The organism is Micromonospora sp. KC723 (assembly GCF_004348595.1).
In the GTDB taxonomy this organism is placed as follows: domain Bacteria; phylum Actinomycetota; class Actinomycetes; order Mycobacteriales; family Micromonosporaceae; genus Micromonospora.
In genome coordinates this window covers 1-23,256 of record NZ_SMKD01000004.1, presented here as the reverse complement: position 1 = coordinate 23,256, position 23,256 = coordinate 1, and the positions used below count along the sequence as shown (strand labels likewise).

Sequence of the window (23,256 nt, the reverse complement as noted above, 5' to 3'; positions counted from 1 at the left end):
ATACGCCCGACAAGCGCCGGAGGTCAGGACTGATCAGGCAGATCGGATGCGGTTGACCGGCGGACTTTGTGGACCGGGGGGCACGTCATCAGCGCTCATCCGCGCGACAGCGGCAGGCGCTGCTTGCCTAGGAGCTTGAGCAGCGGCACCCGGTCGGCCAGCGTGACGGCCTCGTCGACCTCGTGCGTGCCGAGCAGCACCGTGGGCCGGTGCCCGAGCGTACAGCTCGCGCGGCAGGTCGTGCATGCGAAGTCCGGTCGCCGACAGGATGAGGCTATGGTGGGACGCGGTATTCGGCGCCATGAATGCCGAAGGGCGGGACCAGGGAGCCGAAGGGCAGGACCAGGGAATGGTAGAGGCGCGACAGGCGTCGGCACGGGGGTCCTGGCCCACCACCGGGCTTTCCTTCGGCGGCGACTACAACCCAGAGCAGTGGCCGGAGGACGTATGGGTCGAGGACATGGCGCTGATGCGCGAGGCCCAGGTCAACCTGGTCACGCTCGGAGTCTTCGCGTGGTGCCGGTGCGAGCCGAGGGATGGGCAGTTCGACTTCGGCTGGCTCGACCGGATGCTCGACCTGTTGCACGCCAACGGTATCCGGGTTGACCTGGCCACGCCGACCGCCGCCGTGCCGATGTGGTTGCACCGGCTGCACCCCGAGATCCTGCCGTGGGACGAACTCGGGCATCCGCTCGCGCCGGGCGGCCGGCTGGGCTGGTGCCCGTCGTCTCCGGTCTACCGTGAGTACTCACTGCGGATCGTGGAGGAACTGGCCCGACATGTCGCCGGTCATCCGGCGGTCGCCATGTGGCACGTCGGCAACGAACTCGGCGGCGGCAACGCCCGGTGCTACTGCCCGGTGTCGGCCGACGCCTTCCGGCACTGGGTGGCCGATCGCTACGGCACGATCGAGAACGTCAACCGGGTCTGGGGAATGACGTTCTGGGGCAACAGCTACTCCTCCTTCGAGGAGATCGTCACCCCCGGCGGACGCACCGCACACAACCCCGGCCACCTGTTGGACTTCGAGCGGTTCTCCTCCGAGGCGCTGCTCGGCCAGTACCGTGCCGAGGCGGCGGTGCTGCGGCGACTCACTCCCGGACTACCGGTCACCACCAACTTCATGGTCGGTTTCGGACCGGACGTCGTGGACTACGCCCGCTGGGCGCCGGAGATGGACATCGTCGCCAACGACCATTACACGTACGGCCCCGACCCCCTGCGACACCAGGACATCGCCTTCAGCGGCGACCGGATGCGGGGCATCAGCGACGGCGGTCCATGGATGCTGATGGAACATGCCACGTCTGCGGCGAGTTGGCATCCGATCAACCTGGCCAAGCGGCCGGGGGAGTTGATCCGGCATGCGATGGCACACCTCGCGCGGGGCTCCGACAGCGTGCTGTACTTCCAGTGGCGGGCGTCGAAGTCCGGCACGGAGCAGTTCCACTCGGCGATGGTGCCGCACGCCGGTTCGGACTCGCAGGTGTTCCGTGACATCACCCGCCTCGGCGAGCATCTGCGGCGGCTGGCCGAGATCAGGGGCACCACGGTGTCGGGGGTTCGGGTCGCGCTGCTGCACGACAACGAGGCAGGATGGGCGTTGCGCAGCGGGCTCAAACCGGTACGGGACCATTCGTACGCGGCAACGGCACGCGCCATCCACAGCGCGCTGTTCGACCGGGCGGTCACCGTTGACGTGTTGCCGGCCTGGGCGGACCTGACCGGGTACGCGTTGGTCGTCGTCCCCGGGCTGTTCCTGGTCGCCGACGCCGACGCCCAGCGGATCGCCGGGTACGCCGAGGCCGGCGGGACGGTGCTGGTCACCTGGTTCTCCGGGATCGTCGACGAGCACAACACGGTACGCACCGGCGGCTATCCTGGCGCGTTCCGGGACCTGCTCGGCGTCCGCGGTGAGGAGTTCCAGCCGTTGCCGGAGGGTGCGACGGTCGGCCTCGACACCGGCTGGCGGGCCGGGCGCTGGACGGAGCTGCTGCGCGTCACCGGCGCCGAGGTGGTGGCGCGGTACGCCGACGGCGATCTGGCCGGCGTGCCCGCGGTGACCCGGCGCACGACGTCGGGCGGTGGCGCCGGCTGGTATCTGGCGACCGACCTTGACGAGCGCGGCCTAACCGAGCTGGTCGGCCGGCTGCTCGACGAGACCGGGGTCGGTCCGGTCACCGTCGTCGCTCCCGGGATCGAGGCGGTCCGTCGTTCGTCCGGCACCCGCTCGTACCTGTTCCTGCTCAACCACGGCGACACCGAGGGGCACGCGAGTGCTACCGGAATGGACCTGCTGACCGGTACCAGGCACGACGGCCAGGTAGCGTTGCCGGCCGGTGGCGTCGCGGTGATCCGCGAGGACTGACCCGGCCCGGGCCGCCGCGCGGACCGTGCAGAGCTGACGCCGGGAAGGGCTTGACCCGTCGACGTCGATCGCGCATGGTCGATAGGCATCGAGGAACCCGAATGCCTCGCCACGGGAGGACTGATGAAGGCCTTCGTCACCACCGCCTCGGCTGCGGCCCTGCTGCTCCTGGTTACGGGCAGCCTGCCCTACGGCCGGCCGAAGGCCGACGCGCCCTGCGTGGGGCAGATTCACGCAAACCCGGGGTTCGAGCGCGGCGTCACCGGCTGGGCCGCCGGCCCCCGCATCGTCGTGCTCGGCGACGCGACCCGACCCGCGCACACCGGAAGCGCGTACGCCGCCTTCGCCGGGCTGGACGTGACGCGGACCGACCTGCTGCGCACCACCGTCACGGTGCCGGCCGACTGTGACCTGACGGTCCGCTTCTGGGTCCGGACCACCACCACGGAGACCAGCCGCGGCGATTACCTGAACGTCGGGCTGGCGGTCACCGGGATACCCCCGAAGACGAGGTTCTCGCTGGCCTTCGACGGCGGGTCGCAGTGGCGGCAGTACGCGATGTCGACCGGGACGGCGGCGACCGAGCGCACCGCGACGGTCAGCTTCATCGCCAGCGAGACTGCCGGCAACGGCGTCACGGCCTTCGACGTGGACGACGCGACCTTCACGTTGAGCTGACCATGGAGGGGACCGCCAGGGACGTCCCTCGCGGCCCTGGTGACTGTCCTCGCGCAACGCGAACCCGCCGCAGCGGCGTGTGGCGTCGGAAGGGGTCCTGTCGTCGTTGGGCCAGTCGCTGCGCCTCGACAAGGAGCCTGCTGGGCGCGGGTGTGGCAGGCGGAGTTGGGCCGGCGGGACCTGGTTCGCCGGTCGGAGCCGCGGGACCGGGCGTCGACGCCGTCCGTGACGATGTGTGGGACCACGCCGCGGTGAAGTCGAGAAACCGCCGGGTCGCGGCGTCCTCGGTCGCTGCCGTGTGAACCGGCTGCCCAGGCCTGGCCGCGCCGGACCTCGTGAGGTCGTCGACTACGACATCCCCAAGGCGTCGGCAGGCACGTCCGCTCGTCCAGTCGGACGAGCCGCAGCGACTCGAGGTCTTGTTCCTCAGGCAAGGAGCAGTGCGGCGATCGCCGGCCCGAGGGCGGCACCGAGCAGATAGGCCAGGTTGAACTGACCCATCGCGGCGGCTCGTGAGTCCTCCGGCACGGCCGTCCCGGCGCGTGCGGCGAGTGCTCCCTGGCCGGAGGCCGCAGCGACCGAGGTGAGGGCCTGAGCGCCGAGCAGCGCGAACGGTGCGGCGGTCAGGCTGGCCAGCACGATTCCCGCCCCGGCCAACAGGGGAAAGAGCACGACGAGAAACTCGAACGGTGTCCTTGCCGTCACCGCGATCACGACGTAGGACGCGATCCCGCCGAACAACAGCGGCCAGGTGATGGCCAGGCCGACCTGCTGGCCCGTCCAGCCGGCCCGCTCGGCCAGCAACGGCGGCAGAGCGTACATCGTTCCGAAGTTGACCACCGCCAGCAGGAACGCCGTCCCCGCCGCCAGCAGGAACACCGGCGACCGAACCACCGCCGCCGGCACAAACCCGTCCGGCCGGTGCTGCAGCCACCGGGCGCACGCCAAACCGGCGGCCACCGTGGCGGGAGTGGCGACCTGCCAGGCATGCGGCACGAACACCAGGGCCGTCACCAGCGCGGTCAGCAGCGCCGCGCCGGGCAGGTCGAACCGGGGGGCGGACAGCACCGTGACGGGTCGGCGGCGCAGCACGGAGGGCACGGCGAGCAGGCTGAGCACGGGTAGCACCAGCGCGGCACGCCACCCCAGCAGCCCCGTGACCACGTCGCCCACCAGGGGCGCGACGGAGCCGACCGTCGCCAGCGATGCCGTGACCAGTCCCATCGTACGAGCCGAGCGGGCGAGACTCATTGCGATGGTGGTGAGCCCGGCCGCACCGAGCCCCTGGAGGGCGCCGCCGGTCACGAGGACCGGCAGCACCGGTGCGACCAGGGTCAGGATTCCGCCGAGCAGCACTAGTGCGGCGCAGGCGGCCAGGGCCGTGCGGCTGCCGCGGCGGCTCTGTAGGCTGGCCATCAGCGGGGTGCCGACCGCGACGGCCCAGCCGAACGCGGTGACGATCCACGTCACCGCCGCGGGCGTGAGGCCGAGGTCGCGGGCGACGTCGGCGAGGACCAGGGCGGGCCCGGCGATGCCGAAGGACAGCGGCCCGGCCAGCACCGCCAGCCATGCCGCAGGCACCCGGCCGCCCTGCTCGCGCGTCCGGGCGACATGCTCCTTAGCGGAACGCACCGTGCTCATCCGCCCGCCGGCACCGGCCGGGTCGGAACCCGCGCCTCGCGCGAGCGCCCTGTCCCGGGCAGATCCGGCTCCCGCGAAGACGTCCGGGCGGCTGGCGGGGTGGGAGGCGCAATCTCGGGTCATCGGGGCACTCGTTCCGTCAGGGCCGGGTAGTCGGTGTAGCCCCGGTGGTCGCCGCCGTAGAAGGTGGCGGGGTCGGCCTCGGCGTACGGGCCGCCCGCCGCGATCCGGGCGGGCAGGTCGGGATTGGCCAGCCACAGCCGCCCGTAGGCGATCGCGTCCGCGAGTCCGGAGCGCACCGCGTCGACACCCTCCTCGGGGCTCGCCGCCGCGTCGTCGCCCCTGGGGTGCGGGTTGAGGATCAGCGTGCCGGGCCACGCGGCGCGCACCAGTTTGGTGATGGCGCGGGTGTCGTTCTCCGAGACGTGCAGGTACGCCAGGCCCAGTGGGGCGAGTGCGCGGGCCAGTTCGGTGTAGAGGGTCTCGGAGTCGCCTTCGTCCATGCCGTTGTAGGTGATGCCCGGCGAGATTCGCAGCCCGGTGCGCGCGGCGCCGATCGCATCACCGACTGCCTGGGCTACCTCCACGGCGAACCTGATGCGCCTGGCCACCGACCCCCCGTAGGCGTCGGCGCGGCGGTTCGTGTTGTCCGACAGGAACTGGTGGATCAGGTATCCGCTGGCGCCGTGCAGCTCGACTCCGTCGAACCCGGCGTCCATAGCGTATCGGGCCGCCGTCACGAAGTCCTCGACGGCGCGGGCGATGTCCAGCATGGTCATCTCGCGTGGTGTGGGGTGGTCCAGCAGCCCGTCGGGGGTGTACAGCCGTTCGCCAGAGGGGATCGGCGACGGCGCCATCGGCAGCTCACCACCGGGGTAGAGGATGGGATGACCGATTCGTCCGGAGTGCATGAGCTGGACGAAGACCCGGCCGCCGCGCCGATGCACCTCGTCGGTGACCCGCCGCCAGGCCGCCGCCTGTTCGGGCGTGTGCAGACCGGGAGTGTCGATGTAACCCTGGCCGAGCACGCACGGTTGTGTTCCTTCGGTGACAATCAGACCCGCGCCGGCGCGCTGGCCGTAGTACTCGGCCGTCAGATCATGGACCAGACCGCCGCGGGCTCGACTGCGGGTCATCGGTGCCATGACGAGACGGTTGGGCAGGGTCAGCTCGCCCACAGTCACGGGGTGGAGGAGCTCGTCGTTCACGTCCATCTCCCTAGCAGGTACGGGTGTTGTGCTGGCCCGACGCTACGGACAGGGGGTTACGGGGCGAATCGGTAGAGTTTCCGTATTCGCGTACGGAGGGTGGGCCGTACGTACCTACAGACAGGGGAGCGCAGGTGCTGTACGGCAGGGCGGGCGAGCAGGCGGCGATCAGAGACCTGGTCGACGCGGCGCGCACCGGCCGGAGCGGCAGCCTCGTCGTGCGCGGTGAGCCAGGGATCGGCAAGTCGGCGCTGCTGGCGTGGGCCGGCGAGTACGCCGACGGCGCCGGTCTTACGACGCTGCGGGTCACCGGCGTCGAGGTGGAGGCCGACCTGGCGTTCGCCGGGCTGGTCCAGTTGGTCTGGCCGGTACGGGACCGGCTCAACGCGTTGCCCGGGCCGCAGGCCCAGACGCTGCGCGCGTTGCTTGGCGCCCAAGGTGAGGGCGGAGGCGACAGGTTCCTGTCGGGGTTGGCCGTGCTGACGCTGATGGCGGAGGTGGCCGAGGACGGTCCTCTGTTGTGCCTGGTGGACGATGCGCAGTGGCTGGACCGGGCGAGCGCCGACGCGCTGCTGTTCGCCGCACGCCGGCTGGCGGCCGAAGGGGTGGCGATGCTGTTCGCCACGCGGGAGGAGGGCTTCCCCCCGGCAGGCCTGCCGGAACTGCGGCCGTCACGGCTGCCGCCTGAGGACGCCGTGCGGTTGCTGGAGGGTCGGGGGCTCACGCCCGCTCTGCGTGAGCAGGTGATCCAGGAGTCGGCGGGCAACCCGCTCGCACTGATCGAGTTCGCCGCGGCGCGGCGCAACTACCACACCATTGCCGGGCCCATGCCGGTGACCGACCAGGTGCTCGCGTCCTTCCGGTCGCGGATCGGGCGGCTGCCGGAAAGGACACGCCTGATGATGCTGGCGGTCGCCGCCGAGGCGCGCGGCCACCTGCCGACGCTGCTGGGCGCCGCCACCGCGCTGGGTGTGGGCCTGGAGGACCTGACGGAGGCCGAGAAGGCTGGGCTCGTCCAAGTCACCGCGAACGTCATCACCTTCCGGCATCCCCTGATCAGCACCGCCGCCTACCAGGGGGCGCCGCTCGCGCGACGGATCGCCGTGCACCGAGCGCTCGCGGACTCGGCGGCCGACGAGGACTGCCGCGCCCGCCATCTCGCCGTCGCCACCACCTCCGTCGACGAAGGCGTCGCCGCGGAGATCGTCCGTGCCGCCGAACGCGCCCGAGCCCGCACCGCGTACGCCGCTGCCGCCAGCCTGTACGAGCAGGCCGCGAACCTCACCCCCGGCCTGTCGGACCGGGCGGCCCGGCTGGGCGAGGCGGCCTCACTCGCGCTCTCCGCCGGGCACGCCGCGCAGGCGGCACAACTGGCCGACCAGGCCGAGCAACTGGTGGACGATCCCGAATCGCTGGCCAGACTGGCGCGTGTGCGCGCCACCGTGGAGTTCGAGTTGGGCGAGCGCCGGCTCGCGGCCCGAATGCTGGTCGAACGATCCGCACACGCCGACGAGGACGCGGCCCTGACCATGCTGCGCACCAGTGCCGGGTACGCGTGGTTCAGCGGTGACCGGGACGCCATCCGGGACGCGGCCGCACGGCTACGCGCGTTGGGTCGGCCCGACCCGATGGTGCTGGGGATGGCGCATCTCGTGGACGAGGACTACGCGCGAGGGCTGCCGTTGCTGACGGAGCTCATGACGAGCGCTTCCCGTTCCGTGCGCGACAGGCTCCACGGGACGACAGCGCCGCCCGTGGATATCACCATGACCTGGGCCACCTTCTGCGCCATGATCCTCGGTGACGACGCGAAGGCCCGCGAACTGGCCGAGGCCCAGGCATTGCGCTGCCGCCGTCACGGGCTCGTGGGTTCGCTGCCGCAGGTGCTGCAGGACCTGGCCGGTGTGCAGATACTGGCCGGACGGCACCGGGATGCCGAGGCATCCGTGGCCGAGGCCATACGGATCGCTCGTGACACGGGCCTGCTGCAACGGGTGTCGCAGCTGAACTCGGTCCTGGCCGGAGTCGCCGCCATCGAGGGTGACGAGGAGCGCTGCGTACGCCTCGCGGGCGGCGAACCCGACACCGCCGGCATGAGCGGCCTTATCTCACTCAGCCTGCTCGATGTGGGGCTGGGTCGATACGAGAGGGCGCTGAACCGGTTGGAGGCGGCCACACGGGGGCCGCTGCGGCACGCCTCCGCCCTGATCGCCGCAGGCGCCGACCAAGCCGAGGCTGCCGTACGGATGGGCGAGCCGGCCCGGGCCGAGGAGGCGCTGCGCCGACTGGAGGCGTGGGCTCAGGCCGGTCAGCAGCCGTGGGCACAGGCGCTCGCCGCTCGCGTCCGCGCTCTACTGTCCGACGACGAGGACGACTACCTGCGCGCCCTCAGCGCGCACGAGAACGCGGGTCGGCCTTTCGAACAGGCGCGCACCCAACTGCTCTACGGGGAGTGGCTGCGGCGCGCCCGACGACGCAGCGACGCTCGGGCATCCCTGCGCGCCGCCCTGAAGACATTCGAACATCTCAATGCCACACCCTGGCTGCAGCGGGTGCGCACCGAGCTCAAGGCGACCGGGGAGACGCTCGCCCCGGCTGAGCCGACCGCCGCCAACCCACTGGACCGGCTCACCTCACAGGAGCACCAGGTGATTCGGCTGGCTGCCGACGGCAGCACCAGCCGGGAGATCGCCGCCCAGCTCTTCCTCAGCCCGCGGACCGTCGAGCACCACCTCTACCGCGCCTTCCGCAAGCTTGGCATCCGCTCCCGCCGGGAACTGCCCCGCCTTGACCTGACCTGAACGGCTATAGCGGCGATGCGACGACGGCGGCGCGGTGCGCCAAGAGGACTGTGAATGGCTCCTCTGCCAAGCCTGGGCGTGCGCGATGCCTTACCTGCTCTTCGGTGACCACGGCATCGACACCTCGGCGCTGCGGTTGACCACCATGGGTGGCGCGGCCGGTACGGGGACGGGCTGCCGCGTCCCTGGCGCAGTTTCGGGTACGTCGTCGCGGGCGCCCGCCCGGTTCTCCTCGAAGGTGCGCAGCACTCCCGGATGCCCCGCGTCGCGGCGCTTCAGAGCCGCGCCGAGCAGTGCGGCTTTGGACGGCCACCAGCGGTAGGTGGCCTTCTTCACGCCGGCGCGCTCGGCGACGCCCTCGATCGTGAGTCGCCCGTACCCCGTTCGGCGAGTGGGGGGCAGGGTTGCGTCGAGGATCTCCGCGATTCGCCGTGGTCCGCTTCCGTGGGTCGTGCCGGGCAGCCCACGCCAGAATGCGACACAACGTTGCGCGTTGATGGGCGTTCTGAGCGTCTAGGTCCTGCCCCGAGTCGCCGGGCTGCCGGCACGCCGGCAGCCCGGCGACTCGGGTTGGCTGACAGGCAGAGGCCGCGGCCACGTCGCATCGGTTAGCCTGCCCGTCATGGCGAGCGTCGAACTGGATGAGTTGATCGTCGCGGACGCCGACGCGCTGCGCGTGTGGTTGTCGGCCAACCACGCCACGTCGCCCGGTGTCTGGCTGGCCCTGACCAGGAAGGGTGGCACAGTCACCACCTTGACCTGGCAGCAGGCGGTCGACGAGGCCCTGTGTTTCGGCTGGATCGACGGGCAGGCGCGTAAACGGGATCAGGAGAGCTCCTGGATCCGGTTCACTCCTCGTAGACCCCGTAGTTCCTGGTCACAACGCAACGTCGCCCACGTGGCCCGGCTGGAGGCGCAGGGGCGAATGCTGCCCCCAGGCCGCGCCGCGGTGGAAGCCGCGAAGGCGGACGGGCGGTGGGCGGCGGCCTACGCCCCGTCGTCGGAAGCCGAGGTACCGGCCGACCTCCTTGCCGCCATCGCCGCCGACCCCGCCGCCCAGGCCATGTTCGACGTACTCACCAAGACCAACCGGTTCGCCCTCATCCACCGCGTCAATGCCGTCAAACGGGCGCAGACCCGCGAGCGGAAGATCGGCGAGTTCGTCGCCATGCTGGCCCGCCACGAGACGATCTACCCGCAGAAGGCCAAGCCTCCGAACTCGCCGTAATCCGCGTCTTCATGATCAAGCAGCACTGATCTGTCGCCGTGAGACAGGGCCGTTCGTTGACGGGCCCACTCAGTCCGCGGCGCGATCAGTGAGTGGGTGGCGACGTTGGTGTCGGTCAGGAAACGCGGGGGAGGGGAACGTTCAGGTTGTACGGGTCCATAACGGGGCGGCACGATCTCGTCGATCCGGGCTGAGCGCGGAACCGCCGGCGTTCCTCCGGACGGTGACGTTCCGGGGAACGTACGGGGCCGCAGACGGGCCGTCGCTCCGCCGGTCGTCGCCTTCCACTCCTTCCGTGGTGCCTGACCGGTTGGCTCGCCCCGTCATCCTTTCGGTGAGCCGAGAGCCGGCAAACAATGACAGGTAGACGACTGAGATATCGCTCACGACACCAATCGACAGAGCTGACAGATACGCCTTGAACAGGGATTGTGGCGACCGGAAGTCGGTCGCTCCGCAGATCGGGAAGTGGCGGAGCCGCCGACGGGAGCTCAACTGTCAGCTAGCCGTCCACCAATTCGCTTTGCCCATGGCCACGCCTTGTCGCTCACTGTAGACATCCATTCAGTGAAACGGAGTCAGTCGTGGCCACCACCAATCAGACCGGGCAGGCGATCATCCTCGGCGGCAGCATCGGCGGCCTGCTCGCCGCGCGGGTGCTGAGCGAGTCGTACGCGAAGGTGACCGTCTTCGACCGGGACGAGCTGCCGGCGGAGGCCGTCGACCGCAAGGCTGTGCCGCAGAGCGGGCACTCGCACGGGCTGCTAGCCCGGGGCCGTCAGATCCTGGAGGAGTTCTTCCCCGGCCTGACCGTCGACCTGACCACCCAGGGGGCGGTTGCCATCGACGTCCAGCGGGACTGCATCTGGGTCAACGACGGGCACCGGATTCCCCGGGCCGCCTCTGGACTGGAGGGGCTCTGCGTCAGCCGGCGCGCCCTGGAGGCGTACGTCCGGGACCGGGTCCGGGCACTGCCCAACGTGGAGATCCGGGACAGGTGCGAGGCGTTGGGGCTGCTCGCCGACGGCGGCGCGATCGTCGGCGCGCGGGTCCTGCCCCGGGGCGGCCGGGAGGAACGCCACGACGCCGACCTGGTGGTGGACGCGACCGGCCGGGGCAACCGCGGCCCCACCTGGCTCGCCGAGCTCGGCTACCAGCCGCCCGTCGAGGACCGGGTGGATCCGCGCACGGTGTACGTCTCCCGCGACTACCGCCGCACGGCGGGCGAGGCCGACTTCGCCGCCTTCATCAGCAGCCCCTCGCCGGACGCCCCGCACGGTGGGGTGGCCATCTCGGCGGAGGGCGACCGGTGGATGGTCACACTGCTCGGCGTCGGCCCGGACCAGGCCCCGCCCACCGACCCCGAGGGCTACCTCGCCTTCACCGCGCGGCTGCCCGCCCCGGAGCTGCACGCGTTGCTGAGCCGGGCGGAGCCGCTCGGCCCGCCCAAGCGGATGCGGCTGCCCACCAGCGTGCGCCGCCGCTACGAGCACCTCACCCGCCTGCCGGAGGGCTTCATCGCCGTCGCCGACGCGCTGTGCAGCTTCAACCCGGCGTACGGGCAGGGCATGACGGTGGCCGCGGCGGAGGCGGTGGTGCTGCGCGACTGCCTCCGGCAGGGCCGGCGCGAACTGCCCCGCCGCTTCTTCGCCGGCGCCGCGAAGGTGGTCGACGTGCCGTGGGACATGGCCGTCGGCGCCGATCTGCGCCACCCGACGGTCGTCGGGCCCCGCAGCCGCCGGACCCGCTTTCTCAATGGGTACGTCACCCGGCTGCACGTCGCCGCGGCACGGCACCCGGTCGTGGGGCGGCGCTTCCTGAGCGTCGCCAACCTGATGACGCCACCGCCGGGGCTCTTCGCGCCGGGGATCGTCGCCCGGGTGCTCTGGTCCGGCCGGCGTACCACGCCGCACCCCGTCCACGTAGAGCCCGCCGCGCGGGTCAAGGAGCTGGCTACCCGCTGAGTCGGGGCACCGCGGGTGGGCGGCCGGAGGACAGCCGCCCACCCGCATGGGCTATGCCGTCTGGTGAGAACGCTTAGAGCACGCGGTCACGGTTGGGCGTCGCCTTCCGGCCACCGCCTCAGGCGGTGTGGCAGCCGTGGTGGATGCACCACCACGGTCCCGAACGTCGCATCGGCGCAGCATGATCGGAGACCGGTCCCTGCCGTTGCGTACCGTCGTCCATTCAGCGGTGCAGGTAGGCGCGGATGGTGGTGCCGGCCGAGGTCGTGTAGACCCGGACGAGATCGCACAGCTGGTTGACCAGCAGCAGGCCTCGGCCGCCGCCGAGCGCGTCGGCCGGCACGGGGATGCGTCCCGCGAGGGGATCGCTGAGGCACCCCTTGTCCGCGAGCTGGCAGACCACCTGGTCATCGTCGGCCCAGAGCGCGAGTTTCCCGGTTCCGCCGCCGTGCCGGACGGTGTTGGTCGTCAGCTCGTTCACGGCCAGGACCAGGTCGGCGATCCGCTCTGCTGGCAGACCGGCCCGCTCGGCGTACTCGGCCGCCATACGCCGCACGGCCGGTAGGGCGAACACGTCGATCGTGAGAGTGGCGGCATGCGGTGGCGGGTCGGGCAGCGGCAGGTTGAAGGCCGCGGCGACCACGGCGGGCTCGTCGTAGTGGACGCTGTCGAAGCCACCGTCGGCGTCGACCATGACGGGGTGGGTCTTGTAGGCGTCCTCGATCCACGCCGGGTCGAGCAACCGGGTGTTGTAGGGGCACAGGATCGTGGCCGGCCGGCCGGCGAACGCGGCGTTGATCAGCGCCTCGTGCTGGGCGCATGCCGGATATTCGGTGGCGCTGCGACCCGCCCAGATCGGCTCACCGATCAACCGCACCCGCCGCCCCGGGTGGGCGTTGGCGAAGGCCAGCAGAACGGTGGGGATGATCCGGCCCGGATTGCGGCCGGCCACCATCATGTCGCGCAGCAGGACCCGCTCGGCGTCCGCGCCGAGAGCATCCCGGATCAGTGCAAGGTTGCCGGCGGGCACGGCCACCGCGACCGGTTCCCCGACGGCCAGGCCCTCGCGGATGAATGGCACGGTACCGGCCAGGTATTCGTCGTCGTCGCGGTACAGCAGCGCCGGATGGGTGAACGGTTCCGCGGTCGTCGTACTCATGCGATCAGCTCCGTCCCGGCGGCGCGGTCAAGCGTACCGCCGGCAGCCTGGTGACTCCCAGGCAGTCCAGGACCCTTGCCACCGGGCCGTGGCATCCGAACAGGTGCACGCCGGCAGGCGCGCGTAGCGCGAGCCGCGTCAGCAGCGCGGCGGTCGCCGCATCGGCGAACCGCAGGTCCGCCAGATCGATGTGGATGGGCGCGGCCGGGTCGGGTTGCTGGTCCACCAGCGCCTCGACCGCCGCGGCCACCGCTTGGCCGCTGCTGAGGTCCGCCTCACCGATGAGCCGCAGCCCGTACGGATCGCCGGTACGGCGGATACGCAGCAGCGGGGCCCAGCCAGTCCCCACCGCCGTCGCGCATGTCGCGGGGTGCGCGTACGAGATCCGCTGCAGCAGGTCACCGTCGAAGGCACGCCGGTCGTAGACGCAGACACCGAGCGCCCTTCCATCCATGTAGAGGTGGTTGACCTGCGCCTCGTAGCCCGCCAACTGGTCGACACCGGGCGGACCGCTCAGCGCCCAAGCCATGTCACCGACCAGGCGCAATCCCGGATAGCCGTCAAGCGTCGCCCGCTCGACGTAACCCAGCAGCGATGCCATGAGACGGGCCGGCTCAAATCGGCCCGCCGGCAGGTACGCCTCCCGAGCCGACAACACCTGCACCTGCCCGGCCCGACCCTCGCGGCCGGGGAGGACGTCGCGGGCCTCCAGACCGGCCAGCACCTGCACCGGCGGCACCAACTCCGTGAACACCATCACCCGGTCGCCGGCGGCAAGGCCGGCCGCGACGGTTTGCGCGATCACCTCGAGCCCGCCATCGACACCGTCGACGAGGGCGCAGACGTGATCACCGAGTTGGAGCCGCTCCACCGTCCGCACCCTCGCCTAGATCACCTCGCGTGTCGTCGTTCCCATTGTGCACGCTACGACGCCAACATCGTGCGTTCACACCATCCCGCCGCAGGCTGCCGACACTCTTCGGGCGGCCGGGCGTTGTGGGCCGCCCGAAGGTCGACGGTGTCCGGACGCGGCGGGCGCCGGCACGATCCGGCCGCGGTCGACTTCCGGGCGCTGTTCGAGTCCGCGCCCGGGCTGTGCCTGGTGCTCGATCCGGGGATGCGGATCGCGGCCGCCAGCGACGCCTACCTGCGCGCCACCACGACGGTGCACGACGAGATTCTTGGTCGGGGCATCTTCGAGGTCTTCCCAGTCAACCCTGACGACCCGGCCGCGACCGGGGTGGCGAGCCTGCGCGCTTCGCCGCAGCGGGTGCTACAGGGACGCAAGACGGACACGATGGTCGGTGCAGAAGTACGACATCGAGTGTCCCGCCGTCGCCGGTGGTGGTTCGCCGAGCGGTACTGGTGCCCGCGCGAAACCAGCCACCCGCGACGAACGCCGGCCTGTACTGCCCTGGCGCGAACAGCAATTGCCCCAGCAGCAACACGGTGAGCACACGCCATACCGCTGACTCGAGCGCTGCTCAATCGAGCTGCGCGGCCAGGCCGTCCAGGATGGTCTCGCGTCCGCGCCGGAGCGGCGCATCCTGGCCCGCCAGGCGGCTTCCGCGGCCGCGCCGACCGCGGTGCCGAGCACGTACTGACACACCCAGCAGCCTGGCTGGTGCCTCGCTGCGCACCTCGGAGCACCCACCTTCGACACAGTCGACCTGCCGCAACCCACCCTTTCGCCGACCAGCCCCGCTCCGGGTCTGACAAGGAGGTCGCACAGAAGCGGAGTGAAGTACGCGGAACGTTCTACCGGGTCCAATACCCGCAATCTCGATCTGCCGTCCCGGCCGACCGCTTTGCCATCCTGAGAGACACCAGTCGATGAAGGGGTGGGATGTGAACCTCGTTTCCCGGGCAATTGTCGAAACAATGAGGACGGTGCGGGAGGGCAGTGAGAGCACGGGCCGGACGCTGCGGATGTGCGTCCTGTTCGTGGTCTTCGTCGGCGGCGGGTTCGCCGCCACCGCGTGGCTGCTGCACGTCCTCGCCATCTGACCGGCGACCCGATGGCCGGGGCGCGGGACAATACGCTCGCCCCGGCCACCGGATCAGGGCATTCCGGAGGGCCGCCAACGAAGCCGGATCCGGGTGCCGTTGCCCCGCTCGCAGCGGATCTCCGCCAGCCCACCGACCGTTGCCAACCGATCGTTGATCAGCGCTCCGCTCGCCTGCATTTGAGCCGGCGAGCCGAGGCCATGGTCACGGACACTGATCTCGAAACCGTCGTCGGCGTTACTGGCCCGCACCACCGCGTGCGCCACCGCGGCGTGCCCAGCGACCCCGCGCAGTGCCTCCGCCACCGCCGCGACGATCGCCTCCCTCACCTCGGGTGGCGGGTCGGAGGTCAGCTGAGAGGTCACCAGCTCGACCCGCAGGCCGTGGCTTCGGAAGGTACCGGCCAGCCGGCTCAGTTCCGCGGCGAGCCGAAACCTCGGGCCGCCGCCGCGCTCCTGGTCGATGACCTCACGCAACCGGTTGACCTGGTCCAGCGCCGTACCGCGGATGTCCATCAGATCCTCGTGCGTGACGGGTTGGCAGGTCCTCGCGGTGATCGCGGTCAGCGACCGGGCCACCTCGGCGTAGAGATCGCGTAGTGCCCAGGTGCGTTCGATCGCGAGGCCGGTCTTGATGCCCTCGTCGACGGCCCGTTGGGCGCCGCGTCGGGCGAGCCGGGTCAACAGCCAGGCGATCACGACGGTGGCGGCCAACCACCCCTGCCGGGCCACCAGTTGTGGCCACAACCCCGGGCTGAGCGCGGTCTGGTTGGCCGCGGCCATGGCGAGTTGAAGCGGGATTCCACCTACGACGACGGCGAGTCCGGTGCGGACTCCACGTAGCCCGGTCCAGAACGCGACCGCGCCGAGCATGTACCCCCACAGCACCTCATGCCCGGGCGCGAGCAAGGTTCCGGCCGGCAGCAGGAATGCCGACCAGATGTTGAGCCCCGCGGTCAGGCCGACGTCGACGACGAGGAGGGCACGCGACCGGAACAGCCTGCCGAACCGCCCCATCAGGAGCACAATGAGCAGCGCGAGGTCGAACGCGAAGACGCCGACGATCGCGGCGAAGAACAGCCAGGCGCGCCGAGGGTCCAGGTTCGCGAACAGGGTACCGACCTGGAGCGGGCTGAGCGCCACCCGGTACGCGAGAGCCGCGACGATGAACCAGGCCAACGCCTGGTTCGTCAGCGCGTCCACGCTGGTCGACGTCGTGGGACCGAGGGTGATGGCCGCGTGGGGTGCGATACCGAAACGACGGGCCCGGCTCGCCGCCCCGAAGTCGACCGCCAGCCGCACCCGGGTTCCACGGTCGGGCTCGGACCAGATCGACGCCCTGCCCCCGATCTCCGCCATCCGTCTGTAGACCGACTCGGAGATGCCGACGCCCGAGCGGTGCGCCTCCGGGTCGAAGCCCCGACCGTAGTCGCGGATCACCACCTCGTACCCCCGGCCCGTGGTCGCCGCACGCACGATCGCGCGGTCGGTCCGGGCGTGCTTGCGGACGTTCGTCAGCGCCTCCTGAACCGCCGCCAGCAGTCCGGCCGTGACAGCCGGGGGCGGGTCGGCGGCAAGCTCGTCGGCGAGCAGGTCCACCCGGAGATTCCCCTCGCCGAACCGCCGCACGAGACCCTGGAGCCCGTCGACGAGCCCCGTACGGTCCCGGTCGTCGGCGCGGATAGCGCGATCGAGGCCCGCGAGTTGCTCGGCGGCGAGCCGGTGGATGTGTCGGGCCCGCTCGCCGGCCGGCAGGTCGACGGCGACCGCTCGTTGCGCGATCTGCGCCAGGGTCTGTAGCACCGTGTCGTGCATCGTCCGGAGGGCGCGGATGCGCTCCAACGCGCGACCCGCCCGGCGGCCCTCGGTATTGCCCAGCCCGGCACCCTGTCTGCCGAGCCGCAGCACGATGAGCGGCAACGGCACCGCGGACAGGAGCCAACCGAACCGGGACAGGAGATGGCCCCACCCTGCTCCGGAGAGGCTCGCCCCATTGAGGCCCACCATGCCCAGCAGGAGGATCCCGCCGGCCGCGGCCAGCCACAGTCCGGCCCGGACGCCCTTGAGGGCGGTCCAGCCGGCCACCGTGCCCATCGCGTAGATCCAGTAGACGTCCTTGTAGGGGTGGAGAAGTTCGCCCTGCGGCAGGACGGCGGCCCCCCACAGGTTGACCCCGGCGGCCAGGGCGAGGTCGACGACCGCGAAGGCCCGACCGGCCAGGAACGGCCGAATCCGCTGCCGGAGCACCCCGACCGTGAGGAACACGTTCCACACCATCAGGCCGACCACGACCGGGCCGTACCGGTCGGCCGTCGGACCGATCGTCGACAGCCCACCGATCAGCACGAGCGGCGTTGCCACGATCCGATGCACGAAGCAGGCGACCACCACCCAGTCGGCACTACGCACCGCGAACCGCTGGTGGAGTTCGTCACCTGCGGGGTCCCGCAGGCCGATCCTCTCCAGGTGTGCGGGCAGATGCTTGCGGAGGAGGTTCGCGGCGGCGTTCCACAACCCCCGAGCGATCCGGACGAGACGAAGGTCAGCCAGGTGTGCGGACGTCATTGTGCCCCCCTGAGGTGGTCGCGGTCTGGGTCGAGCGCGATGCCTCGGCCAGCGAGGAGATCACCTCCTGGGAGGCGAGGTAGGCCAACAGCCGGTGCGGGCCGCCCACGACGAGCCGGATCCGGCGGTCCTCGATCCGGGTCCCGTCGCCGAAACGCCGGCGTAGAGCCCACCGTGCGATCGGATCCCGAGCGTCGAAGAAGTTGATCCACCGGGCGAGGGATCGGGGCCACGCGTACCTGCCGAACGCGGTGAAGGCGGTCACGCGGCCACGCACGAGGTGCGGCATCGCCAGCGGCGAGCCGAGCGTCAGGAAGTGGGTGACGTGGTGCCGCGGCAGCAGGCACAGGGCGTCGTACGCGGCGACCGAGCCCAACGAGTGCGCGATCAGGATCCGGGTGTCCCGGGTGATCGCGCCGGCCACCGCCTCGGTCGCCCGAACGCGCCGCGACGCGTCGGTGACGAAGTGGTACGCCTGTCGGAGGACCTGGTACGGCAACGCCTGCGCCCAGCGTGCTTGCGACGGCGCGGTGAACACGTCGGCCACGCGCACCCCGGCGAAGTCACCCGGCGGAATCGTGGTTGACCCGGCCCCGCGCAGACCCACGTTGATCGTACGCAGCGCCGTTTCGTCGTCGCCAGGGCCGCGACCGCTTCGGCCGCACCCGTGCACCAGGAGGTACCTAGCCATGACGGCTCCCGTCGGCTCGTTGGCCGGCGGGCTGCCGGTCGGCCGCCGCCGGCGGCGTCTCGGCCCGATGGACAACCTGCGACAGCACCGCACGCAGGCGGGTCATCACCAGGGCGAGGTCAGCTCCCGCGTCCACGTCGAACCGGGCGGCCGCGACCCGCACCGTAGGTCGGGATGCTCGGCGCACCCTGACCCTCGGCCGGCGGACACCCAGTGGCCACACCTCGTCCGTGTTCGCGATACCGATGGCGACGATCGGGGTGCCGAACTCGGAGGCGAGCCGTCCCACGCCGGTGCGTAGCTCGCCGACGCCCTCCGTGCGGTCCGTGGCGCTGGGGATCCGACCTTCGGGTGCGAGCGCGACGCTTCCGCCCTCGGCCAACGTTCGCGACGCGGCGCGCATGGCCTCGCGGGCGGTGTCCCGGCTCGCCGGAATCGCTCCCATCGACTTCAGGAGCAATCCGACTCCGGGCACCGCGAAGTAGCCCGCCTTGACCAGCATCCGGGGCGTGACTCGCCAGCGCCCGAAGAGGGTGAGGCCCACCAGGATGTCGACGACGCTCCGATGGTTCGCGACGATGAGGACCCCCCTGCCACGCCTGTTCCGGACATCCACGTCCGGCAGTTCGACGTTCGCCAGGAGGCGCAGCAGTACCGACGCGAGAAGGCAGCACAGCCTGAAGAATCCCGTACGCATGACGACTCTCCTCATCGTGGCGCGGCTACCGGCGGCGTCGGCGCGGCAGGATCCCCTTTTCGAAGGCCAGCCGGGTGAGGTCCGCCTTGTTTCGGTAGCCGGACTTGTTGCGGATGTTCTCCAGGTGGCCGTTGACCGTGCTCTCCGAAATGAAGAGCTGGCGAGCGATGTCCGCGGCTCGTTCGCCGTCGGCGAGCAGCGCCAACACCTCGATCTCCCGATCGGTCAACCGGCTCCTGTCGCGCAACAGATATCCGGCGACCGTAGGCGAGATATGGGTTCCGCCACCGGCGACGGTACGCACTGCCCGTACGATCTCGTCGGGCTCGGACTCCTTGGTGAGATAGCCGTGCGCACCAGCGCCGATGGCCTCGATGACCGGTACCTCCTGGCTCACCATCGAGACGACCAGAACCCTGAGCCTTGCGGCCACCACCTCGCGTACGGCATCCGCGCCCTCCAGCCCGCCCCCGCGGAGGCCGAGGTCGAGGACCACGACGTCCAGGTCGGACGCCCGCTGTGCCGTGAATTCCTCGACAGACCGCGCCGCCGTTACCAACTGGAAGTCGGCCTGCGTGCCGACAATCGCCTTGAGGCCGATCTGGTAACCCGGGTCGTCCTCGACAATGCCAATTGTGATCATCTGGCCATCCTCCATCCTGCCGGACGACCGCTATTTCATCCCGGGCACGACGTGGACCGCCAGGGTAGAAAAACCCGTTTCCGTGGGCGACGCCAGTGGCATCGTGGTCGGCAACGGCTGGATCAACGCCCAGAGACGTGCGGGTGCTCCCTGCGCAGGATGCTGTGGCGCAGGCAGCACCCAGGACTGTGGGGTCTACACCACGCGGATATCGGCGATGACGCAGGCGATGTTGTCCGGCGCCCCTTCGTCCTGAGCCAGACCGATCAGGTGCTGCACGGTGTGCTCCGGATCGGTTGCTGCACTCAGCGCCGACTGCAGGGCGGCCCGGTCGACGACGGCGGACAACCCGTCGGAGCACAGCAGGTACCGGTCACCGGGCAGGGCGGTGCGTAGCGCAAGGTCGGCCTCTACCTGGTGCCCGCCGCCGAGGGCGCGCACCAGCAAAGCGCGCTCGGGATGCGCTGCAGCCTGGTCCCGGTCGAGCTTGCCTTGATCCACCTGGGTCTGCACCCAGGTATGGTCCTGGGTGAGCAGGAACAGTTCACCGCCGCGCAGCAGGTATGCCCGAGTGTCACCGATGTGCACCAGGGCTAGTGGGGAGCCGCTGCGCAGCAGCGCGGTCAGCGTGGTGACCGGCTGGTGATCGTCGCTCGCCAGCCCACGCACGGTGCGGTCGGCGTCGGTGACCGCACCGGCCAGCATCGTCAGCAGGTCGGCGGCCGGTACGTCGGCAAGTTCCAACGGCTTGAGGGCGTCGACGGCAGCCGCGCTGGCTGCTGCGCCGCCGGGTCCCCGCATGCCGTCGGCGACGGCCAGCAAGCGATCGCTGGCGTACGCGGTGTCCTCGTTGCTGTCGCGTACGGTGCCGGTGTCGCAGCCGGCGGCGTAGCGGACGGCAAGATTGAGATTCGATATCCGGACTCGGGATCGACCACGGCCGGCTGCAGGAGCCCGACCTGGTCGTACAGGCGCAACGCTTTCGGCGTCAGGCTCGCCGCCTTGGCGAACGCCCCGATGGTCAGCAGCCCCACGTCGACATCCTCCTCGTGCCGGTCACAGCGACCGGCACGCACCAGGCTGGGGCTTACCGTAGGCCAAGGTCAAGAACGGGCCGCGTCGGGCGGGGCCTTAGCCTTGACGGCCTTCGCGATCCGCGCGGCGGCCTGGGCGGCCACGCTCGGCCGCCCCCACCGGTGTGGTCAGACGAGTTGGCGTGCGAAGCGTTGGTTGGTGCTGCCGTTGTATGTCCACTGGGCGATGCGGGCTCCGTCTGCGGTTGAGCGTTCCCATACGTCCATGGCCAGGCCGCTGGCGCGGTTGATCAGGCTCACCGTGCCGTCGCTTTGGTTCTGGACCCGCCACTGCTGGCTCGTGGCGTTGCTTTCGGGCTGCTGGGTGATGGCGGCGCCGGTGGAGTTGCCCATGGACTGGAGGGCCAGGCCGCTGTGCCGCGCCTTGATCCGGTAGTAGCCGTCGCCGGTGTCGACGAACTCGAATTGCTGGTTTGTCGCGCCGGTGGCCGCCCACTGGATGAGTGTGGCCCCGGCCGTGGTCGATCGCGCGTCGATGTCGGCCAGCTTGCCGCTGTGCTGGGCAACCAGGCGGTAGTGGCCCGGGCCGCCGGGTGAACCGCCCAGGTCGGCTCCCCATCTGGTGTTGGAGCCGGCCGCGTCGGAGGGGAGGCGGTCGCGTGCGGAGGTGTCGCCGTACATGGTCCATCGAGCCCAGTCGACGGCGGTGTTGGGGAACCGGTTGTCGCTCCAGAAGCTGGTGTGGCTTCCCCCGACGAAGGTGAGGAACGCCTTGGGCGCGGGCATCTCCGAGTACGCCTGCCGGGCCGAGGAGTATTGCGTGGTCGTGTCCCGGTCGCCGTGGATGAACAGGACTTTGGCTCGGACGGAGCTGGCGGGGGTGCCCATGTCCACGCACGACTGGGGGTTGGCGGAGATGATCCGGCTGTCTGGCCAGGAGGTCAGCAGGCCGTGGGTGGTCATGCCACCCAGGGAGTGTCCCGACACGCCGACGCCGATGCTCGTGTCGATGTGCCCGGCGAGTGGTCCGCTCGAGTCGAGGGCGAGGGTCTGGGTGATGACTTCCGAGACGTCGCGGGAGGTGTTGCCGTTGTTGACGTCGTTGAAGTTGTGTTGGAAGTGCGGGGCGGGGACGACGAAGCCCGCCGCGACCAGCGGCCGGATGAAGAACAGGGAGTTCTGCGGGCTGCTGCCGTAGCCGTGAGTGAAGTTGTAGACGGGGAAGACCCCGTTGGCGACGGGGGCGTTGGTGACGGGACTGCCGCCGGGAGTGCCGGTGGCCGGGTAGTACACGTAGGTGGTCAGCCGCCGGCTCCCGCGCGTCCAGTCGTACCGGCGCACGCCCACGGCGAACGGCGTGGTCGGCGCGGGGGCCGCGAACGCTTGCCCGGCACCGAGAAGAGAGGTGCCCGCGCCCACCGCTGCGACTGCGCCCAAACTCAGGAAGGTGCGTCGTTGCATCGACATGCTGACTCCTTGTTCGAGGGGTTTACGAGTGGCTGTCAGGGCTGCCGCTCCCGGCCGCCCAAGGGGTGGATCAGTCGGCTGCGGGGTCAGGACGCGGCCGAGGTGGGGTCATCCGGCTCCACTGCCGTCGGCCCGGAAGCCCGCACACGCCCCGGGACTGGTGCGGTCGCAGCAGCGAGCGGCGAGACGCGACGCCTCCACCGGGAAGGATTCCGCGACATGCGTCTGCACTCCTAGCGTTGGTTTGTGTAGTACATGCAGGTGACCTGCGGACTTCCGCGCGGTAGCGGTGCCCGCGAGCGGTCGTGTTCAGCGACGTCGGTGAGTCTTCACAAGAGGGGCGGGCATGCGACGGGCGCGCCGCGGCATCAACCGCGCCAGTTCCGCCGCCTGGGCCACACCACATGCGAGCTGCAAACGCGACGAATTGCCGTCTTCGTCGCGCAGCCCGGCACCGGCGTCGGGTCGCCGTGCCTGCTCCTCAGCCGGCTCCCGCAGGCCGAGACGTGTCACATAGTCTATCCACGACAAGCAAAGTGTCAAACGACGATTGTCAATGGGTTCATCTGGTGGTGCCGGGACCGCGGGAGAGCCCTTCCGGCGTCGACCCCGAGCCAGAACGCCTGGCCAAGCAGGCAGGTCGGCAGCTCAGGGCCCGGCGATGGCCGAGGTCGGAAGCTGGCCGTCGGCAACGCGCTCGGCCGGTCGACCGGGAGCCCACCTGTATGACAACCACGGTGGGACGGTGCGGGCCCTCGCCGCTCCGGACGCTGGCCGTTGGATCCTCGCCCTGGAGCATCTGCCGGATCGCCGCGGTTGCCCTGGTCGTCCTGCGCGTCCAGGCGCCGGCGCGCCACCTGACGGACACCTTCACCGAACGTCACCGGCCGTTACCCGGTGAGCCCTCACTGTCCTGCGGGATCTGGGGTTAAAGCGTTTGTGGGGATCGGTTGGGCTGCAGGGCATCGTCCTCACGCCCGACCAGGCGCCAGGCGCGGTGTTCGGGGTGGATGGCGAGTCATTGACAGTGATGGATCGCTGTGGTTACTTGTCCTGACACGGTAAACGTTTTACCCACCGATCGGCCCCTGTCTCTTATACACATC

The 23,256-nt window shown here is 70.7% G+C and carries 16 protein-coding genes and 1 pseudogene; 6 read left to right on the top strand and 11 right to left on the bottom strand.

Annotated features, from left to right (window positions below; all coding sequences use genetic code 11):
- Nucleotides 1-349 precede the first annotated feature (349 nt).
- Together E1165_RS02190 and E1165_RS02185 are read left to right on the top strand one after the other, a co-directional pair.
- Nucleotides 350-2,368: a beta-galactosidase gene (locus E1165_RS02190; RefSeq protein ID WP_132387145.1), complete on the top strand. Its 2,019-nt coding sequence runs from the start codon at nucleotides 350-352 to the stop codon at nucleotides 2,366-2,368.
- 123 nt (nucleotides 2,369-2,491) lie between these two features.
- On the top strand, nucleotides 2,492-3,046 hold the full coding sequence (locus E1165_RS02185; protein WP_132387143.1) for a hypothetical protein: 555 nt from the start codon (nucleotides 2,492-2,494) through the stop codon (nucleotides 3,044-3,046).
- A 426-nt stretch (nucleotides 3,047-3,472) separates the two neighbouring features.
- Here E1165_RS02185 and E1165_RS02180 read toward each other — a convergent pair whose 3' ends face one another.
- Both E1165_RS02180 and E1165_RS02175 read right to left on the bottom strand, forming a co-directional pair.
- On the bottom strand, nucleotides 3,473-4,687 hold the full coding sequence (locus E1165_RS02180) for an MFS transporter (RefSeq protein WP_132387141.1): 1,215 nt from the start codon (nucleotides 4,685-4,687) through the stop codon (nucleotides 3,473-3,475).
- 119 nt (nucleotides 4,688-4,806) lie between these two features.
- The gene (locus tag E1165_RS02175; protein ID WP_132387139.1) at nucleotides 4,807-5,901 is read right to left on the bottom strand and encodes an alkene reductase; all 1,095 of its coding nucleotides are present in this window, start codon (nucleotides 5,899-5,901) and stop codon (nucleotides 4,807-4,809) included.
- A gap of 128 nt (nucleotides 5,902-6,029) precedes the next feature.
- Here E1165_RS02175 and E1165_RS02170 point away from each other — a divergent pair, with 128 nt between their 5' ends.
- A complete protein-coding gene (locus E1165_RS02170; RefSeq protein WP_132387137.1) occupies nucleotides 6,030-8,696 on the top strand; it encodes an AAA family ATPase in 2,667 nt (888 codons plus the stop codon).
- A 90-nt stretch (nucleotides 8,697-8,786) separates the two neighbouring features.
- Here the strand turns inward: E1165_RS02170 and E1165_RS30590 are convergent, their stop codons facing one another.
- Nucleotides 8,787-9,113 carry a helix-turn-helix domain-containing protein gene (locus E1165_RS30590; RefSeq protein ID WP_371687289.1) on the bottom strand — a complete coding sequence of 109 codons (327 nt, stop codon included), beginning with the start codon at nucleotides 9,111-9,113 and terminating at the stop codon, nucleotides 8,787-8,789.
- A gap of 205 nt (nucleotides 9,114-9,318) precedes the next feature.
- On the opposite strand from E1165_RS30590, the gene E1165_RS02160 reads away from it, so the two are divergent.
- Both E1165_RS02160 and E1165_RS02155 read left to right on the top strand, forming a co-directional pair.
- Nucleotides 9,319-9,924, top strand: coding sequence for a YdeI family protein (locus tag E1165_RS02160; RefSeq protein WP_132387133.1), 606 nt, complete (start codon nucleotides 9,319-9,321; stop codon nucleotides 9,922-9,924).
- 584 nt (nucleotides 9,925-10,508) lie between these two features.
- Nucleotides 10,509-11,888 carry an NAD(P)/FAD-dependent oxidoreductase gene (locus tag E1165_RS02155; RefSeq protein WP_132387131.1) on the top strand — a complete coding sequence of 460 codons (1,380 nt, stop codon included), beginning with the start codon at nucleotides 10,509-10,511 and terminating at the stop codon, nucleotides 11,886-11,888.
- 223 nt (nucleotides 11,889-12,111) lie between these two features.
- Here the strand turns inward: E1165_RS02155 and E1165_RS02150 are convergent, their stop codons facing one another.
- Together E1165_RS02150 and E1165_RS02145 are read right to left on the bottom strand one after the other, a co-directional pair.
- Entirely contained in the window at nucleotides 12,112-13,047 is a 936-nt protein-coding gene (locus tag E1165_RS02150) for a sensor histidine kinase (protein WP_132387129.1), read from the bottom strand.
- A gap of 4 nt (nucleotides 13,048-13,051) precedes the next feature.
- Entirely contained in the window at nucleotides 13,052-13,918 is an 867-nt protein-coding gene (locus tag E1165_RS02145) for an MEDS domain-containing protein (RefSeq protein WP_165945118.1), read from the bottom strand.
- A gap of 147 nt (nucleotides 13,919-14,065) precedes the next feature.
- Between E1165_RS02145 and E1165_RS02140 the strand changes: the two genes are divergently transcribed.
- The gene (locus E1165_RS02140; protein WP_132387125.1) at nucleotides 14,066-14,500 is read left to right on the top strand and encodes a PAS domain-containing protein; all 435 of its coding nucleotides are present in this window, start codon (nucleotides 14,066-14,068) and stop codon (nucleotides 14,498-14,500) included.
- A 607-nt stretch (nucleotides 14,501-15,107) separates the two neighbouring features.
- Here the strand turns inward: E1165_RS02140 and E1165_RS02135 are convergent.
- From E1165_RS02135 to E1165_RS02110, 6 genes and pseudogenes are all read right to left on the bottom strand, one after another.
- The gene (locus E1165_RS02135) at nucleotides 15,108-17,618 is read right to left on the bottom strand and encodes an ATP-binding protein (RefSeq protein ID WP_132387123.1); all 2,511 of its coding nucleotides are present in this window, start codon (nucleotides 17,616-17,618) and stop codon (nucleotides 15,108-15,110) included.
- Nucleotides 17,596-18,309 (bottom strand): hypothetical protein, encoded by a 714-nt coding sequence (locus E1165_RS02130; protein WP_132387121.1) that lies wholly within the window; start codon nucleotides 18,307-18,309, stop codon nucleotides 17,596-17,598. Before E1165_RS02130 ends, E1165_RS02135 begins: the two co-directional genes overlap by 23 nt.
- Nucleotides 18,302-19,006 carry a 1-acyl-sn-glycerol-3-phosphate acyltransferase gene (locus E1165_RS02125; protein WP_165945117.1) on the bottom strand — a complete coding sequence of 235 codons (705 nt, stop codon included), beginning with the start codon at nucleotides 19,004-19,006 and terminating at the stop codon, nucleotides 18,302-18,304. The genes E1165_RS02130 and E1165_RS02125 overlap by 8 nt, the downstream gene beginning before the upstream one ends.
- A gap of 25 nt (nucleotides 19,007-19,031) precedes the next feature.
- A complete protein-coding gene (locus E1165_RS02120) occupies nucleotides 19,032-19,649 on the bottom strand; it encodes a response regulator transcription factor (protein WP_165945116.1) in 618 nt (205 codons plus the stop codon).
- Between the two features lie 195 nt (nucleotides 19,650-19,844).
- Nucleotides 19,845-20,683: pseudogene (locus E1165_RS02115) on the bottom strand (MerR family DNA-binding transcriptional regulator).
- A 168-nt stretch (nucleotides 20,684-20,851) separates the two neighbouring features.
- Complete coding sequence (locus tag E1165_RS02110) at nucleotides 20,852-22,150, bottom strand: RICIN domain-containing protein (protein ID WP_132387115.1); 1,299 nt, start codon at nucleotides 22,148-22,150, stop codon at nucleotides 20,852-20,854.
- Between the last annotated feature and the right edge of the window lie 1,106 nt (nucleotides 22,151-23,256).

What these genes read in the sequence shown, in the direction of transcription:
- E1165_RS02110 (WP_132387115.1), bottom strand. Translation starts at nt 22,150, where the DNA reads ATGTCGATGCAACGACGCACCTTCCTGAGTTTGGGCGCAGTCGCAGCG.
- E1165_RS02185 (WP_132387143.1), top strand. Translation starts at nt 2,492, where the DNA reads ATGAAGGCCTTCGTCACCACCGCCTCGGCTGCGGCCCTGCTGCTCCTG.
- E1165_RS02175 (WP_132387139.1), bottom strand. Translation starts at nt 5,901, where the DNA reads ATGGACGTGAACGACGAGCTCCTCCACCCCGTGACTGTGGGCGAGCTG.
- E1165_RS02150 (WP_132387129.1), bottom strand. Translation starts at nt 13,047, where the DNA reads ATGAGTACGACGACCGCGGAACCGTTCACCCATCCGGCGCTGCTGTAC.
- E1165_RS02125 (WP_165945117.1), bottom strand. Translation starts at nt 19,006, where the DNA reads ATGCGTACGGGATTCTTCAGGCTGTGCTGCCTTCTCGCGTCGGTACTG.
- E1165_RS02135 (WP_132387123.1), bottom strand. Translation starts at nt 17,618, where the DNA reads ATGACGTCCGCACACCTGGCTGACCTTCGTCTCGTCCGGATCGCTCGG.
- E1165_RS02130 (WP_132387121.1), bottom strand. Translation starts at nt 18,309, where the DNA reads ATGGCTAGGTACCTCCTGGTGCACGGGTGCGGCCGAAGCGGTCGCGGC.
- E1165_RS02190 (WP_132387145.1), top strand. Translation starts at nt 350, where the DNA reads ATGGTAGAGGCGCGACAGGCGTCGGCACGGGGGTCCTGGCCCACCACC.
- E1165_RS02120 (WP_165945116.1), bottom strand. Translation starts at nt 19,649, where the DNA reads ATGATCACAATTGGCATTGTCGAGGACGACCCGGGTTACCAGATCGGC.
- E1165_RS02180 (WP_132387141.1), bottom strand. Translation starts at nt 4,687, where the DNA reads ATGAGCACGGTGCGTTCCGCTAAGGAGCATGTCGCCCGGACGCGCGAG.
- E1165_RS02160 (WP_132387133.1), top strand. Translation starts at nt 9,319, where the DNA reads ATGGCGAGCGTCGAACTGGATGAGTTGATCGTCGCGGACGCCGACGCG.